The sequence below is a fragment of the Azotobacter salinestris genome (genome assembly GCF_009363155.1).
Taxonomy (GTDB): Bacteria; Pseudomonadota; Gammaproteobacteria; order Pseudomonadales; family Pseudomonadaceae; genus Azotobacter; species Azotobacter salinestris.
The window spans coordinates 3,293,797-3,310,142 of the sequence record NZ_CP045302.1 but is presented as its reverse complement, the minus strand read 5'-3'; the positions used below and the strand labels follow the sequence as shown (position 1 = coordinate 3,310,142).

The following is a 16,346-nucleotide window of genomic DNA, read 5'->3' as shown; positions in this document are numbered from 1 at the left end:
AGCCCTCGAGCTCGGCTCCGCTTGCAGCTTGCAGCCTGAGGTTGGCAGCTCCCCGGAGGGGCCTATGAGTTATGTGATCGACCGACGCCTGAACGGCAAGAACAAGAGCACGGTAAACCGCCAGCGTTTCCTGCGGCGTTACCGTGATCACATCAAGAAGGCGGTGGAGGAGGCGGTCAGCCGCCGCTCCATCACCGACATGGAGCACGGCGAGCAGATCAGCATTCCCGGCCGCGATATCGACGAGCCCGTGCTGCATCATGGCCGTGGCGGCAAGCAGACCATCGTCCACCCGGGCAACAAGGAATTCACCGCCGGCGAACGCATCCCGCGCCCGTCCGGTGGCGGCGGGGGCGGCAGCGGTTCCGGCAAGGCCAGCAACAGCGGCGAGGGCATGGACGACTTCGTCTTTCAGATCACCCAGGAGGAGTTCCTCGACTTCATGTTCGAGGACCTCGAGCTGCCCAACCTGGTCAAGCGCCACATCACCGGCGCCGACACTTTCAAGACGGTGCGCGCCGGCATCAGCAGCGAAGGCAACCCCTCGCGGATCAACATTATCCGCACCCTGCGCTCGGCCCATGCCCGGCGCATCGCCCTGTCCGGCAACAGCCGCGCCAAGCTGCGCGAGGCCAAGGCCGAATTGGAGCGGTTGAAGATCGAGGAGCCGGACAACTTCGGCGACATCCAGAAACTGGAGGCGGAAATCGCCCGCCTGCGCCTGCGCATCGAGCGGGTGCCCTACCTCGACACCTTCGACCTCAAGTACAACCTGCTGGTCAAGCAGCCCAATCCCAGCTCCAAGGCGGTGATGTTCTGCCTGATGGACGTCTCCGGGTCCATGACCCAGGCGACCAAGGACATCGCCAAGCGCTTCTTCATCCTGCTTTACCTGTTCCTCAAGCGCAGCTACGACAAGATCGACGTGGTGTTCATCCGCCACCACACCAGCGCCAAGGAAGTGGATGAAGAGGAATTCTTCTACTCCCGGGAAACCGGCGGCACCATCGTCTCCAGCGCCCTCAAGCTGATGCAGGAGGTGATGGCCGAGCGCTACCCGCTCAACGAATGGAATATCTACGCCGCCCAGGCTTCGGACGGCGACAACTGGAACGACGACTCGCCGATCTGCCGGGATATCCTGACGAAGCAGATCATGCCGTTCGTGCAGTACTACAGCTACGTCGAGATTACCCCGCGCGAGCATCAGGCGCTGTGGTACGAGTACGAGAGCGTCCGCGAGGCGTTCCCGGACTCCTTCGCCCAGCAGCAGATAGTGTCGGCCGCCGACATCTATCCGGTGTTCCGCGAACTCTTCCAGCGGAGGCTTGCGACATGACCCCCAGAGAGAGAAAGGGCCAGCCGATTTCCACCGGCTCGGAGTGGAGCTTCGAGCTGGTCCAGGCCTACGACAAGGAAATCGGCCGCATCGCCGAACGCTATGCACTCGACACCTATCCCAACCAGATCGAGGTGATCACCGCCGAGCAGATGATGGACGCCTACGCCTCGGTGGGCATGCCCATCGGCTACCACCACTGGTCGTACGGCAAGCATTTCCTCGCCACCGAGAAGGGCTACAAGCGCGGGCAGATGGGCCTGGCCTACGAGATCGTGATCAACTCCGATCCGTGCATCGCCTACCTGATGGAAGAGAACACCATGTGCATGCAGGCACTGGTGATCGCCCACGCCTGCTACGGGCACAACAGCTTCTTCAAGGGCAACTACCTGTTCCGCACCTGGACGGACGCCAGCTCGATCGTCGACTACCTGGTGTTCGCCAAGCAGTACATCATGCAATGCGAGGAGCGCCACGGCATCGACGCGGTGGAGGAGTTGCTGGACTCCTGCCACGCGCTGATGAACTACGGCGTCGACCGCTACAAGCGCCCCTACCCCATCTCCGCGGAAGAGGAACGGCGCCGGCAGAAGGATCGCGAGGAGCACCTGCAGCGGCAGATCAACGATCTCTGGCGGACCATTCCCCGCGCCTCCGAAAAAGGCAGCGAAAAGGATCGCTCGCGCTGGCCCGCCGAGCCCCAGGAGAACATCCTCTACTTCATCGAGAAGCACGCGCCGCTGCTCGAACCCTGGCAGCGCGAGGTCGTGCGCATCGTGCGCAAGATCGCCCAGTACTTCTATCCGCAGCGCCAGACCCAGGTGATGAACGAAGGCTGGGCGACCTTCTGGCACTACACCCTGCTCAACGATCTCTACGACGAGGGGCTGGTCACCGACGGCTTCATGATGGAGTTCCTCCAGTCGCACACCAGCGTGGTCTACCAGCCACCGTTCGACAGCCCCTACTACAGCGGCATCAACCCCTACGCGCTGGGCTTCTCCATGTACCGCGACATCCGGCGGATCTGCGAGAACCCGACCGAGGAGGACAAGCGCTGGTTCCCCGACATCGCCGGCAGCGACTGGCTGAGCACCCTGAAGTTCGCCATGCAGAGCTTCAAGGACGAGAGCTTCATCCTGCAGTTCCTCTCGCCCAAGGTGATTCGCGACCTCAAGCTGTTCAGCATCGTCGACGACGACCAGAAGGACGAGTTGCTGGTGTCCGCCATCCATGACGATGACGGCTACCGCACCGTGCGCGAACTACTCGCCTCCCAGTACAACCTGGGCAACCGCGAACCGAACGTGCAGATCTGGAGCGTCGACCGGCGCGGCGACCGCTCGCTGACCCTGCGCCACCAGCAGCACGACCGCAAGCCGCTCAGCGACTCCACCGAGGACGTGCTCAAGCACCTGCACCGGCTGTGGGGCTTCGACATCCATCTCGAGTCGATGCAGGGCGAGCGGATCGTCAACAGCTATCACATGCCGCCCCGGGGTGATGGCGACGAGGAAAACTACCCGCGCCTGGATCTGGCCATTCCGCCGATCTGACCACGCCGGCCGCCACCATCATCCGGGTGGCGGCCCTTCTCTCCCTCCCTCCGCCCACGTCCGGCCCGCGTCGTTCCCCCCGCTTCGCCCACCCGGTATGCTCTGCCCAGGAGGTGGACATGCGAATCTACAAAGTGGGTGGTGCGGTACGCGATCGGCTGCTCGGACGGCCGGTCAGCGAGGTCGACTGGGTGGTGGTCGGCGCCAGCGCCGAGGAGTTGCTGGCCCGGGGGTACCGTCCGGTCGGCGCGGATTTCCCGGTCTTTCTCCATCCGCAGAGCGGCGAGGAATACGCCCTCGCCCGTACCGAGCGGAAGAGCGGGCGCGGCTATGGCGGATTCACCTTCCACGCCAGTCCGGAAGTGACCCTGGAGGAAGACCTGCTGCGCCGCGATCTGACCATCAACGCCATGGCCGAGGACGAGCAGGGCCAGCTGATCGACCCCTATCACGGCCAGCGCGACCTCGAGGAGAAGTGGCTGCGCCACGTCTCCCCCGCCTTCGCCGAAGACCCCCTGCGGGTGCTGCGCGTGGCGCGCTTCGCCGCCCGCTATGCGCCACTGGGGTTTCGCGTAGCCCCAGAAACCCGGGCGCTGATGCGTCAGCTCGCCGAGTCCGGCGAGTTGCAGGCGCTCACCGCCGAACGCAGCTGGAAGGAAATCTCCCGCGCCCTCATGGAGCCGCGTCCGGACGTCTTCATCCGGACGCTGCGCGACTGCGGCGCCCTGCGCGAACTGCTGCCGGAGGTCGATGCCCTGTTCGGCGTGCCACAGCCGGCAGCCCACCACCCGGAAATCGATACCGGCGAGCACCTGCTCGCCGTGCTGCGCCAGTGCGCCGAACACGAACAGCCCCTGGTCGTGCGCTGGGCCTGCCTCCTTCACGACCTGGGCAAGGGGACGACGCCTGCCGAGGAGTGGCCGCGGCATGTCGGCCACGAACACAAGGGCCTGAAGCTGATCCGCGCGGTGAACACGCGCTGCAAGGCTCCGCGCGACTGCCAGGAGCTGGCCCTGCTGGTCGGCGAATACCACACCCACGGTCACCGGGCCCTGGAGCTTCGCCCCGCCGCCCTGCTCGAACTGCTCCAGCGCTTCGACGTCTACCGCCGCCCGCAGCGCTTCGAGGAGTTCATTGCCGCCTGCGAGATGGATGCCCGTGGCCGCCTCGGCCTGGAGCGGAGCGACTACCCGCAGGCCGACTACCTGCGCGGTGCCGCCACCGCGGCCCGGACAGTGACGGTCCAGCCGCTGCTGGAAAAGGGGCTCGTGGGCGCTGCCCTGGGTGAGGCGCTCAAGCGCGAACGGCTCCGGGCACTGGAGACCTACAAGGCCGAGGCACTGGGCAAGCCGGGCGATCCTTCGGAAAATCCCCGGCCCTGACAAAAGGCGGGATCGATACTGCTCCTGCCGCGGACGCCCATCCGCGCCACAGGTGTGGCGCCTGTCCCGCCAGCGAACACTCGGCAGACCGATGAGGAAGTGCAATCCCTCGGGAGATACTTAAAAAACTTTGTATATGAAATAAAAATATAAGCATATATCAAAAACAGCTATTAAGCTGATTCCCACGAAATGCCACCGGGTATCCCGGGCACGCAGGGAGAATCGCCTTATGAACGCCCACGTTGAAGCCTTCTTCGACCCCGCCACCTCCACCTACAGCTATGTGGTGAGCGATCCGCAAACCCGCCAGTGCGCACTGGTCGACCCCGTGCTGGACTACGACCCCGCCGCCGGTCGCACCTCGCACCAGAGCGCCGACCGCCTGATAGCCCACGTCCGCGAGCAGGGTCTGCGCGTGCAGTGGATCCTGGAAACCCACGTGCACGCCGATCACCTCAGCGCCGGCCACTACCTCAAGGGGCGGCTCGGCGGCCAGTTGGCCATCGGCGACCGGATCACGATGGTGCAGAACACCTTCGGCAAGTTGTTCAACGCCGAAGCGGAATTCGCCACCGACGGCCGCCAGTTCGATCACCTGTTCCACGACGGCGAACATTTCACCATCGGCGGCATCGAGGCCCGCGCCCTCCACACGCCGGGCCACACCCCCGCCTGCATGACCTACCTGATCGGCGATGCCGCCTTCGTCGGCGACACCCTGTTCATGCCCGACTACGGCACCGCCCGCTGCGACTTCCCCGGCGGCGACGCACGCACCCTGTATCGCTCGATCCACGACAAGCTGTTCCACCTGCCGGACGAGACCCGCGTGTTCATGTGCCACGACTACAAGGCCCCGGGGCGCGAGGAGCACCTGTACGAAACGACCATCGGCGCCGAACGCACGCAAAACGTGCACATCCATGAAGGTATCGGCGAGGAACAGTTCGTCGCCATGCGTCAGGCGCGCGACGCCACCCTCGACATGCCGACCCTGATCCTGCCCTCGGTGCAGATCAACATGCGTGCCGGGGAACTGCCGCCGGCCGAGAGCAACGGCACCCGCTACCTGAAGATCCCGCTCGACGTGCTCTGACTCCGCCAGGAGGACCCCAGGATGCAACCGATCAAGCGCCTCACCCCGTTCATCGGCGTGGCCGCCCAGCTCGAACCGGCGGACATGGGCCTGCTCGCCGCCAGCGGCTACCGCTGCGTGATCAACAACCGTCCGGACAACGAAGGCGAGGGCCAGCCGAGCAGCGAGGCCCTGCGCATCGCTGCCGAAGACTCCGGGCTCGAGTACCACCATTTGCCCGTGGTTTCCGGCAGGATCAGCGACGAAGACGTTGCCGCCTTCCGCGGACTGCTGGACCGGGTCAAGGGTCCGGTCCTGGCCTTCTGCCGCACCGGCACCCGCTCCACCACCCTGTGGGCACTGGCCGAGGCCCACCACCTCGATCCCGATACCCTGTTGCAGACGGCGAAGGCCGCCGGCTACGACCTCACGGCCCTGCAGCCGCGCCTCGAGCAGCGCTGGCAGAGCCTGCCCAACCAGCCGCTGGCGCCGGCGCAGTTCGCCCATACCCCGCGCTATGACGTGCTGGTGATCGGTGGCGGCGCCGCCGGCTGCGCGGTGACTGCCAGCCTGCTCAAGCGCGATCCCGGCCTGCGCATCGCCATCGTCGAGCCGCGCGATCAGCACTACTACCAGCCAGGCTGGACCCTGGTCGGCGCCGGGGTGTTCGACCGCGCGCGCACCGAGCGCGACATGGCCCGCTGCATCCCGGCCAAGGCACAGTGGATCCGCGCCGCCGCCAGCGACTTCGAGCCCGACCAGCAGCAGGTGGTGCTGGAAGACGGCAGCCGCATCGGTTACCGCGCGCTGATCGTCTGCCCGGGCCTGACCTTCAACTGGGACGCCATCGAGGGTGCGCGGGAAACCCTCGGCAAGAACGGCGTGACCAGCAACTACGAGTTCGAGCTGGCACCCTACACCTGGCAGCAGGTGCAGGCCCTGCGCCACGGCCGCGCGCTGTTCACCCAGCCGCCGATGCCGATCAAGTGCGCCGGGGCGCCGCAGAAAGCCATGTACCTGTCCTGCGACCACTGGCGGAAGCAGGGCGTGTTGGGCGATATCCGGGTGGATTTCTGCTCGGCCGCCGCGGTGCTGTTCGGCGTCGCCGACTTCGTGCCGCCGCTGATGAAGTACGTCGAGCGCTACGGAGCCCATCTCCACTTCAACAACACCCTGGTCAAGGTCGACGGCGAGGCGCACAAGGCCTGGTTCCGGGTCACCGCCGCCGACGGCAGCACCCGCACCGTGGAGCGCGAATTCGACTTGCTGCACCTGGTGCCGCCGCAGCGCGCCCCCGAGTTCGTCCGTCAGAGTCCGCTGGCCAACGCCGACGGTTGGATCGAGGTCGACCACGAAACCCTGCGCCACCCGCGCTACGGCAACATCTTCAGCCTCGGCGACGTGTGCGCCGCGCCCAATGCCAAGACCGCCGCAGCGGTGCGCAAGCAGGCGCCGGTGGTGGCCGAGAACGTCCTCGGCGTGCTCGCCGGCCGCGGTCCGCGGGCGGTCTACGACGGCTACGGCTCCTGCCCGCTGACCATCGAGCGCGGCAAGGTGATCCTCGCCGAGTTCGGCTACGGCGGCAAACTGCTACCGACCTTCCCCTTCGACCCGCGTGTGCCGCGCCGCCTGGCCTGGGAGCTGAAGACCAAGTGGATGCCGGGCATCTACTTCGACCTGATGCTCAAGGGTCATGAGTGGCTGGCCGAACCCAAACATCTGGACTTCGAGCCGCGCCCGGTGGAATCGCCGGCGGCCTGCGACTTCACCCGGGAGAAAAACTGATGAAAGAGCGGCTGGCCCGCTACCTGCCGTGTCTGGAGTGGGCACGCCAGTACGATCGCGAGGCAGCGGGCAAGGACGGCCTGGCCGCGGCGATCGTGACCCTGATGCTGATCCCGCAGAGCCTGGCCTACGCCATGCTCGCCGGCCTGCCGCCGGTCACCGGGCTGTATGCTAGCATCCTGCCACTAGTGGCCTATACCCTGTTCGGCACCAGCCGCACCCTGGCGGTCGGCCCGGCAGCCGTGCTGTCGCTGGTCACCGCCAGCGTGCTCGGTCCGCTGTTCGCCGCCGGCAGCGCCGCGTACAGCGCCGCCGCCCTGCTGCTGGCGCTGCTTTCCGGCATCCTTCTGCTGGCCATGGCGGTGCTGCGCCTGGGCTTTCTCGCCAACTTTCTCAGCCACCCGGTGATTTCCGGCTTCATGAGCGCTTCGGGCATTCTCATCACCCTCGGCCAGCTCAAGCACATTCTCGGCATCAGGGCCGACGGCGAGAACGCCATCCAACTGATCCAGGCCCTGGCCCAGGGCCTGCCGCAGACCAACCTGCCGACCCTGACCATCGGCGCCGGCAGCCTGCTCTTCCTCTATCTGGCCCGCACGCGGCTGAACGGCTGGCTGCGTGCCCGCGGCCTCGGCGCGAAGTTTGCCAACACCCTGACGCGCACCGGGCCGGTAATGGCGCTGCTGGTCTCGGTGCTGGTGGTCTGGCTGTTCGACCTGGGCGCCGCCGGGGTGCGCGTGGTCGGGCAGATTCCCCAGGGCCTGCCGTCGCTCGACCTGCCGCCGCTGGATGCGGCGCTGGCCGGCGAGCTGCTGCCGGCGGCGCTCCTGATCAGCCTGATCGGCTTCGTCGAATCGGTGTCGGTGGCACAGACCCTGGCCGCCAGGCGCCGCCAGCGCATCGAGCCCAATCAGGAGCTGGTCGGGCTCGGCGCCGCCAACCTGGCCGCGGCGCTGAGCGGAGGCTTCCCGGTCACCGGTGGCCTGTCGCGCTCGGTGGTGAACTTCGATGCCGGCGCGCAGACGCCCATGGCCGGTGCCCTGACCGCCGTGGGTATCGCCGTCACCGTGCTGTTCTTCACCCCGCTGTTCCACAACCTGCCGCATGCCGTGCTGGCGGCCACCATCATCGTCGCGGTGCTGACCCTGGTCGACCTCGGCGCGCTCGGACGCACCTGGCGCTACTCGCGCCAGGACGCCGCGGCCATGGCGGCGACCATGCTCGGCGTGCTGCTGATCGACGTCGAGGCCGGCATCGTCATCGGTGTCGGCCTGTCCCTGCTGCTGTTCCTCTGGCGTACCAGCCAGCCGCACATCGCCGTGGTCGGCCAACTGCCGGGCAGCGAGCACTTTCGCAACGTCAAACGCTTCGCCGTGGTGGAGAGCCCGAAGGTGCTGTCGATCCGCGTCGACGAAAGCCTGTACTTCCCCAACGCCCGCTATCTGGAGGACCGCATCGCCGAGCTGGTCAGCCAGTATCCGCAGGCCGAGCACCTGGTGCTGATGTGCCCGGGGGTCAACCTGATCGATGCCAGCGCCCTGGAAAGCCTCGAGGCGATCGGCGCGTGCCTGCACGCCGCCGGCATCCAGCTGCATCTCTCCGAGGTCAAGGGACCGGTGATGGACCGGCTCAGGCACTCGGACTTCCTCGAGCACTTCGGCGGCCGGGTATTCATCAGCCAGTTCGAGGCCCTGGCCGAACTCGATCCGCAGACCACCCGGAATGCCCTCGGCATGCGCCGCCAGGGCCTTGCCGCTCCCTTTCCCCTTCAACCGACCCTGCTGGAAGACGACAGTGAAAAACGCCCATGATCTGGTGGCCGCAGCCAAGGCCCGCATCCACGAAGTCGACCTCGAGGCCGCCGAGGCGGCCATCCGCGACGCCGACCTGCTGCTCGACGTGCGCGAAGCCGACGAATTCCATGCCGGCCACATTCCCGGCGCGCTGAACGTTCCGCGCGGCCTGCTGGAATTCAAGCTCGACAACACGCCGGAGTTGTCCGCCCGCGGTCTCGCCATCGTCCTCTACTGCAAGACCAGCGGCCGCGCCGCCCTGGCCGCCAGCACCCTGCAGGACATGGGCTACCTGAACGTGCAGTCGATCGCCGGCGGCTTCGATGCCTGGAGCGCGGCCGGCAAGGCGGTGGCGACGCCGAGCCTGCCGACCTTCGAGTAGGGCCCGCCGCCCCTACGACTCGGTCGGCGGCGCGGGAAAGGCCTGGCTCAGCGCCGGCGGCGTCAGCTGCACGCCGCGCCAGTGGAAGGAAACCGGCCACAGCACTTGCTCGATGCGCGCCTCCCGCCACAGTTCGACGAAGGTCCGGCCGGCGCCGGGATGGCGCCGCTCCGGCACCAACAGCGCCAGCGGCCAGAGCACGAAGGCGTTCTTCAGGATCTCCGGACGCGGCAGCACCAGCCCGTCGAAGTTGCCGACCTGCTCGTCGTAGGTCAGTACGTCGATATCCAGCGGCAATCCCTTGCGCTCCGGCGCATAGCGGCCGTTGTCCGCCTCGATGAACTTGAGCCGGCGGTCCAGCTCGATGAGCGGCAGGTCGGTCTGCCCGACCACCACCAGGTTGTAGAAGGGGCCGCTCCTGATCCCCACCGGCAGGCTCTCGAACACCGGCGAGCAACGCATGTCCCGCAGCAGGCCGGACAACGCCTCGAGGCCGGCGGTGAGATGGGCGACACGCTCGATATTGCTGCCGAGGCCCAGCAGCACGGGAGTCAGCGACATCCGCGCTCGATCTCCACGCCGACGCCGGCGGCCGCGGGAACGGCGCCCGGCTTGGTCACCCTGAGGCGCAGCCAGGGAATCCCGAACTCGGCCATCAGCACGCCGGCCAGACGTTCGGCGAAGGTCTCCACCAGCAGGAAGCGCGCCTCGCCGGCGAAGGCCTGGATGCGCGCCGCCAGCGCCGCGTAGTCGAGTGCATGGGCCAGCTCGTCTCCGCCAGCGGGCACGCGGACATCCCAGGCGCACTCCAGATCCAGCCGCAGGCACTGGCGAATGCCACGCTCCCAGTCGAACACGCCGATGACGGTGTCGACCTCCAGGCCCTCGATAAACACTTTGTCCAAATTCATCTCCACGAAGGGCGCCGGGCCCCGCTAGAATCGGGGCGCCCTCACCCCGGAAGGATCCCATGGTCTGGCTGCTGGCGATCCTCGCCTACCTCCTCGGCTCGCTGTCCTTCGCCATCCTGCTCAGCCGCCTGAGCGGCGGACCGGACCCGCGTGCCTGTGGCTCGGGCAATCCCGGCACCACCAACATGCTGCGCATCGCCGGCAAGCGCCTGGCGGCGCTCACCCTGCTCGGCGACCTCTGCAAAGGCCTGCTGCCGGTGCTGATCGCCCAGCACGCCGGCCTGGACATCCGCCAGCAGGCCTGGATCGGCCTGGCCGCGGTGTTCGGCCATCTGTATCCCCTGTACTTCAACTTCCGTGGCGGCAAGGGCGTAGCCACTGCCGCCGGAATGCTCCTGGGCCTCTATCCGCCGGCGGTACTGCCGGCCGTCGCCGTCTGGCTGCTGGTCTTCGCCTTCACCCGTACCAGTTCCCTCGCCGCCCTGACCGCCACGCCGTTCTGCCTGCCGCTGCTGGCCTGGCAGCAGCCCGGGGCGCTGCTGCCGATGCTGCTGCTCTACGGGATGATCGTCTGGCGCCATCGCGGCAATCTGCATGCACTCTTCGCCGGCCGGGAAAGGCACTTCTAGCCCTGCGCCGCAGGATCAGAGCGCCGGCAGGGTCTCCATCGGCCAGCGCGCATGAACCTGGATCGCCGGCCCGTCCTGCTGGCCGGCCAGCAGACGCTGGCAGCCAGCATAGGCGATCATCGCTCCGTTGTCGGTGCAGAAGCGCGGCCGCGCGTAGAACACCTGGCCATCCAGCTCGCCGAGCATCCGCTCCAGCGCCGAGCGCAGCGCCTGGTTGGCGCTCACCCCGCCGGCGATCACCAGACGCCTCAGGCCGGTCTGCTTCAGCGCCCGCCGGCACTTGATGGTCAGCGTCTCCACCACCGCCTGCTGAAAGGCCAGAGCGACGTCGCGACGCGACTGCTCGCTGTCGTCGCCGCTCGCCTGGCAGTGCTGCCAGGTATTCAGAGCGAAGGTCTTGAGGCCGCTGAAACTGAACTCCAGGCCGGGCCGGTCGGTCATCGGCCGCGGGAAGACGAAGCGCCCGGGCCTGCCGTCCTGCGCCAGGCGGGCGATCTCCGGGCCGCCGGGATAGCCGAGGCCGAGCAGCTTGGCGGTCTTGTCGAAGGCCTCGCCAGCGGCGTCGTCCAGCGACTCGCCGAGCACCTGGTAGCGACCGATGCCATCGACCCGCACCAGTTGGGTATGCCCGCCGGAAACCAGCAGAGCGACGAAGGGAAACTGCGGCGGCTGTTCTTCCAGCATCGGCGCCAGCAGATGACCTTCCATGTGGTGCACGCCGAGCGCCGGAATCCCCCAGGCCAGCGCCAGCGCCTGGGCGCAGGAAGCGCCGACCAGGAGCGCGCCGACCAGGCCGGGCCCTGCGGTATAGGCAATGCCGTCGATGTCCCCGGCACGGCAGCCGGACTCGTCGAGCACCTGACGCAAGAGCGGCAGCATGCGCTTGACGTGATCCCGCGAGGCCAGCTCGGGCACCACCCCGCCATAGACGCGGTGCAGATCGATCTGGCTGAACAGCGCATCGGCCAGGAGGCCGCGCTGGCTGTCGTAAAGCGCGACGCCGGTTTCGTCGCAGGAGGTTTCCAGCCCCAGAACGAGCATGGGTTCGACCTTTATCAGCCTGGAAAATCGAGGGGCGCATGATAATCGGCGACCACCCCGCAGACCAGCGCTTTTCGCGCCGCGGGCTTTGCATTGCATGTGGCAAATGAGGTAACATCCGCAGCCCTTGAGAATCGACGTTCTCCCGAGCCGAGTCCGGAGAGGGCGTTCACCACCGGTCAATAGTTAAGGTAGCCCTGGATGCCCGCCGTCAAAGTTAAAGAGAACGAACCCTTCGACGTAGCCCTGCGTCGCTTCAAGCGCTCCTGCGAAAAAGCCGGCGTACTGGCCGAAGTTCGCAGCCGCGAGTTCTACGAGAAACCCACTTCCGAGCGCAAGCGCAAGGCCGCTGCCGCCGTCAAGCGCCACGCCAAGAAAGTGCAGCGCGAACAGCGCCGCCGCGAGCGCCTGTACTAAGCTGCAGCAACGCTTCGCCGCTCCTGAAAGCCCGGCCGAAAACCGGGCTTTTTGCATTTCCGGAGCCACCCGGCACCCGCCCGAACCGGAAACCCCATGGCCGGACTGATCCCCCAAGGCTTCATCGACGACCTGCTGAACCGCACCGACATCGTCGAGGTGGTCGGCTCGCGCGTCCAGTTGAAGAAGACCGGCAAGAACTACAGCGCCTGCTGCCCCTTCCATCAGGAAAAGACCCCCTCCTTCACCGTCAGCCCGGACAAGCAGTTCTACTACTGCTTCGGTTGCGGCGCCGGCGGCAACGCGCTGGGCTTTCTCATGGACCACGACCACCTGGAGTTCCCCCAGGCGGTCGAGGAACTGGCCAAGCGCGCCGGCCTCGAGGTTCCCCGCGAGGAGCGCGGCGGCGACCGGCAGCCGCGCCAGAGCGTCGACTCGCCGCTCTATCCGCTGCTGGCCGCCGCCGCCGACTACTACCGCCAGGCCCTGAAGAGCCATCCGGCGCGCCAGGCCGCGGTCGACTACCTGAAAGGCCGCGGGTTGTCCGGCGTCATCGCCCGCGACTTCGCCCTCGGCTTCGCTCCGCCCGGCTGGGACAACCTGCTCAAGCACCTGGGCGGCGATACCCTGCAGCAGAAGGCGATGATCGAGGCGGGCCTTTTGATCGAGAACGCCGAGACCGGCAAGCGCTACGACCGCTTCCGCGACCGGGTGATCTTCCCGATCCGCGACAGTCGCGGCCGGGTCATCGCCTTCGGCGGCCGGGTGCTCGGCGACGACAAGCCCAAGTACCTGAACTCCCCGGAAACCCCGGTGTTCCACAAGGGCCAGGAGCTCTACGGCCTCTTCGAGGCGCGCCAGCACAACCGCGACCTCGACGAGATCATCGTGGTCGAGGGCTACATGGACGTCATCGCCCTGGCCCAGCAGGGTCTGCGCAACGCCGTGGCCACCCTCGGCACCGCCACCAGCGAGGAGCACCTCAAGCGCCTGTTCCGCCTGGTGCCCGGCGTGCTGTTCTGCTTCGACGGCGACCAGGCCGGGCGCAAGGCCGCCTGGCGCGCCCTCGAGGCCACCCTGCCGAGCCTGCAGGACGGCCGGCGCGCGCGCTTCCTGTTCCTGCCCGAAGGCGAGGACCCGGACAGCCTGGTGCGCGCCGAAGGCCGCGAGGCCTTCCTTGCCCGACTGGAACAGCAGGCTCGGCCACTGGCCGACTACTTCTTCCAGCAACTGACCGAGGAAGCCGATCCGCGCACCCTGGAGGGCAAGGCGCATCTGGCGACCCTCGCCGCTCCGCTGATCGAGAGGATTCCCGGTGCCAACCTGCGCGCCCTGATGCGCCAGCGTCTCGCCGAGATCACCGGACTGAGCGGCGTTCCGAGCCCGCCCGCCTCCGGCCCGCTCCCGGGGGAACACTCGTCGCATGCGGAAGACGCCTACTACCAGGCCGAACCCGGCTATGCCGACTACCCCGACTTTGCCGAGCCCGAGCGCCCCTTCGGGCGCGTCGGCCAGGGCAAGGGCCAGTGGAAGGGCCAGGGACGCAGCGGCTACCGCCAGGGCCGCGGCGACTTCCCGGCGCGGCCGCGCATCGCCGTCAGCGTCGAGCCACCCAACCTGAGCGCGCTGCGCACCCTGCTGCACCATCCGCAGCTGGCCCAGAAAGTCGCCGACGCCAGCCATTTCGCCAGCGAGGAAGACCCCTACGCCCAGCTGCTGGTCGCCTTGCTCGAGGCCCTGCAGAAGAACCCGCACAGCAGCAGCCTGCAACTGATCGCCCGCTGGCACGGCACCGAACAGGGCCGTCTGCTGCGCGCCCTGGCGGAGAAGGAATGGCTAATTTCGACGGACAACCTTGAACAACAGTTTTTCGACACTATAAATACATTAGCGGCACGACAGCGCGAGCGCGGCATCGAGCAACTGCTTCGCAAGGCCCGCCAGGGCGAGCTGAGCGCGGAAGAGAAGACTCGATTGCGCGATCTGCTCAGCCGTAACGCATCCCCCGCCCCCCCGACCTCAACTGGCGTGTAAGGTCAAGCATCCGTTATAATACTTAGCTTTTCAGCCCGCCAGAACATTCAGTGGATAGGGTGTCATGTCCGTAAAAGCTCAACAGCAGTCTCGCATCAAAGAGTTGATCGCTCGCGGCCGCGAACAGGGTTACCTGACCTACGCCGAGGTCAACGACCACCTGCCGGAGGATATTTCCGATCCGGAGCAGGTGGAAGACATCATCCGCATGATCAACGACATGGGGATCAACGTATTCGAAAGCGCCCCGGATACGGATGCCCTGTTGTTGGCCGAAGCCGACACCGATGAAGCCGCCGCCGAGGAAGCCGCCGCGGCCCTGGCCGCCGTGGAAACCGACATCGGCCGCACCACCGATCCGGTGCGCATGTACATGCGCGAAATGGGCACCGTGGAGCTGCTCACCCGCGAAGGCGAGATCGAGATCGCCAAGCGCATCGAGGAAGGCATCCGCGAAGTGATGAGCGCCATCGCCCACTTCCCGGGCACCGTGGACAGCATCCTCACTGAATACCAGCGTGTCGCCAGCGAAGGCGGCCGCCTGTCTGACATCCTCAGCGGCTACATCGATCCCGACGACGACTCGGCGGTACCCGCCGAGGCCGAAGTGCCCGTCGACCTCAAGAGCAAGAGCGCCGCGGCGCCGGCGTCCGACGACGAGGAAGAGGAAGAGGGCGAGGAGGACAGCGAGGAAGAGGAAGGCGACGGCGGCCCGGATCCGGAAGTCGCCCGCCTGCGCTTCGGCGCTGTCGCCGAGCAGTTGGACAGGACCCGCAAGACCCTTGGACAGTACGGCCGCGGCAGCGCCGAGGGCATGGAGGCGCTGCAGGCGCTGGCCAGCCTGTTCATGCCGATCAAGCTGGTGCCCAAGCAGTACGACACCCTGGTCGAGCAGGTACGCGACTCCCTGACCCGCGTGCGCGCCCAGGAGCGCGCGATCATGCAGCTGTGCGTGCGCGACGCGCGCATGCCGCGTGCCGACTTCCTGCGCCAGTTTCCCGGCAACGAGACCGACCAGGACTGGGTCGACTTCCTCGCCAAGGGCAAGGCCAAGTACGCCGAGACTCTCGGCAAGCTGGCCGGCGACATCAAGCAGTGCCAGCAGAAGCTGATCGACCTCGAGCAGGAAGTCGGCCTGACCATCGCCGAGATCAAGGACATCAACCGTCAGATGTCCATCGGCGAAGCCAAGGCCCGCCGCGCCAAGAAGGAAATGGTCGAGGCCAACCTGCGCCTGGTGATCTCCATCGCCAAGAAGTACACCAACCGCGGCCTGCAGTTCCTCGACCTGATCCAGGAAGGCAACATCGGCCTGATGAAGGCGGTGGACAAGTTCGAATACCGCCGCGGCTACAAGTTCTCGACCTACGCCACCTGGTGGATCCGCCAGGCGATCACCCGCTCGATCGCCGACCAGGCGCGCACCATCCGCATCCCGGTGCACATGATCGAGACCATCAACAAGCTCAACCGCATCTCCCGCCAGATGCTGCAGGAGATGGGCCGCGAACCCACGCCGGAAGAGCTGGGCGAACGCATGGAAATGCCCGAGGACAAGATCCGCAAGGTGCTGAAGATCGCCAAGGAACCGATCTCCATGGAAACGCCGATCGGCGACGACGAAGACTCGCATCTGGGCGACTTCATCGAGGACTCCACCATGCAGTCGCCGATCGAGGTGGCCACCGTGGAAAGCCTCAAGGAAGCCACCCGCGAAGTCCTCGCCGGCCTCACCGCCCGGGAGGCCAAGGTGCTGCGCATGCGCTTCGGCATCGACATGAACACCGACCATACCCTCGAGGAGGTCGGCAAGCAGTTCGACGTGACCCGCGAGCGCATCCGTCAGATCGAGGCCAAGGCCCTGCGCAAGCTGCGCCACCCCTCGCGAAGCGAGCACCTGCGCTCCTTCCTCGACGAGTGACATCAAGACCCCCGGCCCGCCGGGGGTCTTGCTTTCCACCTGCCAACCGCACAGCGGACGGCCTTATACTGCAGG

14 protein-coding genes are annotated in these 16,346 nt (G+C 66.9%); 11 read left to right on the top strand and 3 right to left on the bottom strand.

Annotated elements, in window-relative coordinates; all coding sequences use genetic code 11:
• Positions 1–64 precede the first annotated feature (64 nt).
• From GCU53_RS15340 to GCU53_RS15310, 7 genes are all read left to right on the top strand, one after another.
• Positions 65–1,339 (top strand): YeaH/YhbH family protein, encoded by a 1,275-nt coding sequence (locus tag GCU53_RS15340; RefSeq protein WP_152388381.1) that lies wholly within the window; start codon positions 65–67, stop codon positions 1,337–1,339.
• Positions 1,336–2,898, top strand: a complete 1,563-nt coding sequence (locus tag GCU53_RS15335) for a SpoVR family protein (RefSeq protein WP_152388380.1) — start codon at positions 1,336–1,338, stop codon at positions 2,896–2,898. The genes GCU53_RS15340 and GCU53_RS15335 overlap by 4 nt, the downstream gene beginning before the upstream one ends.
• A gap of 119 nt (positions 2,899–3,017) precedes the next feature.
• The gene (locus GCU53_RS15330) at positions 3,018–4,280 is read left to right on the top strand and encodes a multifunctional CCA addition/repair protein (RefSeq protein ID WP_152388379.1); all 1,263 of its coding nucleotides are present in this window, start codon (positions 3,018–3,020) and stop codon (positions 4,278–4,280) included.
• 232 nt (positions 4,281–4,512) lie between these two features.
• Positions 4,513–5,379: an MBL fold metallo-hydrolase gene (locus GCU53_RS15325; protein WP_152388378.1), complete on the top strand. Its 867-nt coding sequence runs from the start codon at positions 4,513–4,515 to the stop codon at positions 5,377–5,379.
• A 21-nt stretch (positions 5,380–5,400) separates the two neighbouring features.
• Positions 5,401–7,143, top strand: coding sequence for a bifunctional protein tyrosine phosphatase family protein/NAD(P)/FAD-dependent oxidoreductase (locus GCU53_RS15320; RefSeq protein ID WP_152388377.1), 1,743 nt, complete (start codon positions 5,401–5,403; stop codon positions 7,141–7,143).
• Positions 7,143–8,954 (top strand): SulP family inorganic anion transporter, encoded by a 1,812-nt coding sequence (locus GCU53_RS15315; protein WP_152388376.1) that lies wholly within the window; start codon positions 7,143–7,145, stop codon positions 8,952–8,954. The genes GCU53_RS15320 and GCU53_RS15315 overlap by 1 nt, the downstream gene beginning before the upstream one ends.
• Entirely contained in the window at positions 8,938–9,318 is a 381-nt protein-coding gene (locus GCU53_RS15310) for a rhodanese-like domain-containing protein (protein ID WP_152388375.1), read from the top strand. Before GCU53_RS15315 ends, GCU53_RS15310 begins: the two co-directional genes overlap by 17 nt.
• A 12-nt stretch (positions 9,319–9,330) precedes the next feature.
• Here the strand turns inward: GCU53_RS15310 and folK are convergent, their stop codons facing one another.
• Both folK and folB read right to left on the bottom strand, forming a co-directional pair.
• Complete coding sequence (gene folK, locus GCU53_RS15305; protein ID WP_152388374.1) at positions 9,331–9,879, bottom strand: 2-amino-4-hydroxy-6-hydroxymethyldihydropteridine diphosphokinase; 549 nt, start codon at positions 9,877–9,879, stop codon at positions 9,331–9,333.
• Entirely contained in the window at positions 9,870–10,223 is a 354-nt protein-coding gene (gene folB, locus GCU53_RS15300) for a dihydroneopterin aldolase (protein WP_152388373.1), read from the bottom strand. Before folB ends, folK begins: the two co-directional genes overlap by 10 nt.
• 65 nt (positions 10,224–10,288) lie before the next feature.
• Between folB and plsY the strand changes: the two genes are divergently transcribed.
• Positions 10,289–10,858 carry a glycerol-3-phosphate 1-O-acyltransferase PlsY gene (plsY, locus tag GCU53_RS15295; protein WP_152388372.1) on the top strand — a complete coding sequence of 190 codons (570 nt, stop codon included), beginning with the start codon at positions 10,289–10,291 and terminating at the stop codon, positions 10,856–10,858.
• Positions 10,859–10,873: 15 nt separating this feature from the next.
• Here plsY and tsaD read toward each other — a convergent pair whose 3' ends face one another.
• Positions 10,874–11,899, bottom strand: a complete 1,026-nt coding sequence (tsaD, locus tag GCU53_RS15290; protein ID WP_152388371.1) for a tRNA (adenosine(37)-N6)-threonylcarbamoyltransferase complex transferase subunit TsaD — start codon at positions 11,897–11,899, stop codon at positions 10,874–10,876.
• A 201-nt stretch (positions 11,900–12,100) separates the two neighbouring features.
• Here tsaD and rpsU point away from each other — a divergent pair, with 201 nt between their 5' ends.
• The 3 genes from rpsU (at position 12,101) to rpoD (ending at position 16,271) form a co-directional block, all read left to right on the top strand.
• Positions 12,101–12,316: a 30S ribosomal protein S21 gene (gene rpsU, locus GCU53_RS15285; RefSeq protein WP_010795989.1), complete on the top strand. Its 216-nt coding sequence runs from the start codon at positions 12,101–12,103 to the stop codon at positions 12,314–12,316.
• 96 nt (positions 12,317–12,412) lie between these two features.
• Positions 12,413–14,350 carry a DNA primase gene (gene dnaG / locus GCU53_RS15280; RefSeq protein ID WP_152388370.1) on the top strand — a complete coding sequence of 646 codons (1,938 nt, stop codon included), beginning with the start codon at positions 12,413–12,415 and terminating at the stop codon, positions 14,348–14,350.
• Positions 14,351–14,414: 64 nt separating this feature from the next.
• Entirely contained in the window at positions 14,415–16,271 is a 1,857-nt protein-coding gene (gene rpoD, locus GCU53_RS15275) for an RNA polymerase sigma factor RpoD (RefSeq protein ID WP_152388369.1), read from the top strand.
• Positions 16,272–16,346: the final 75 nt, after the last annotated feature.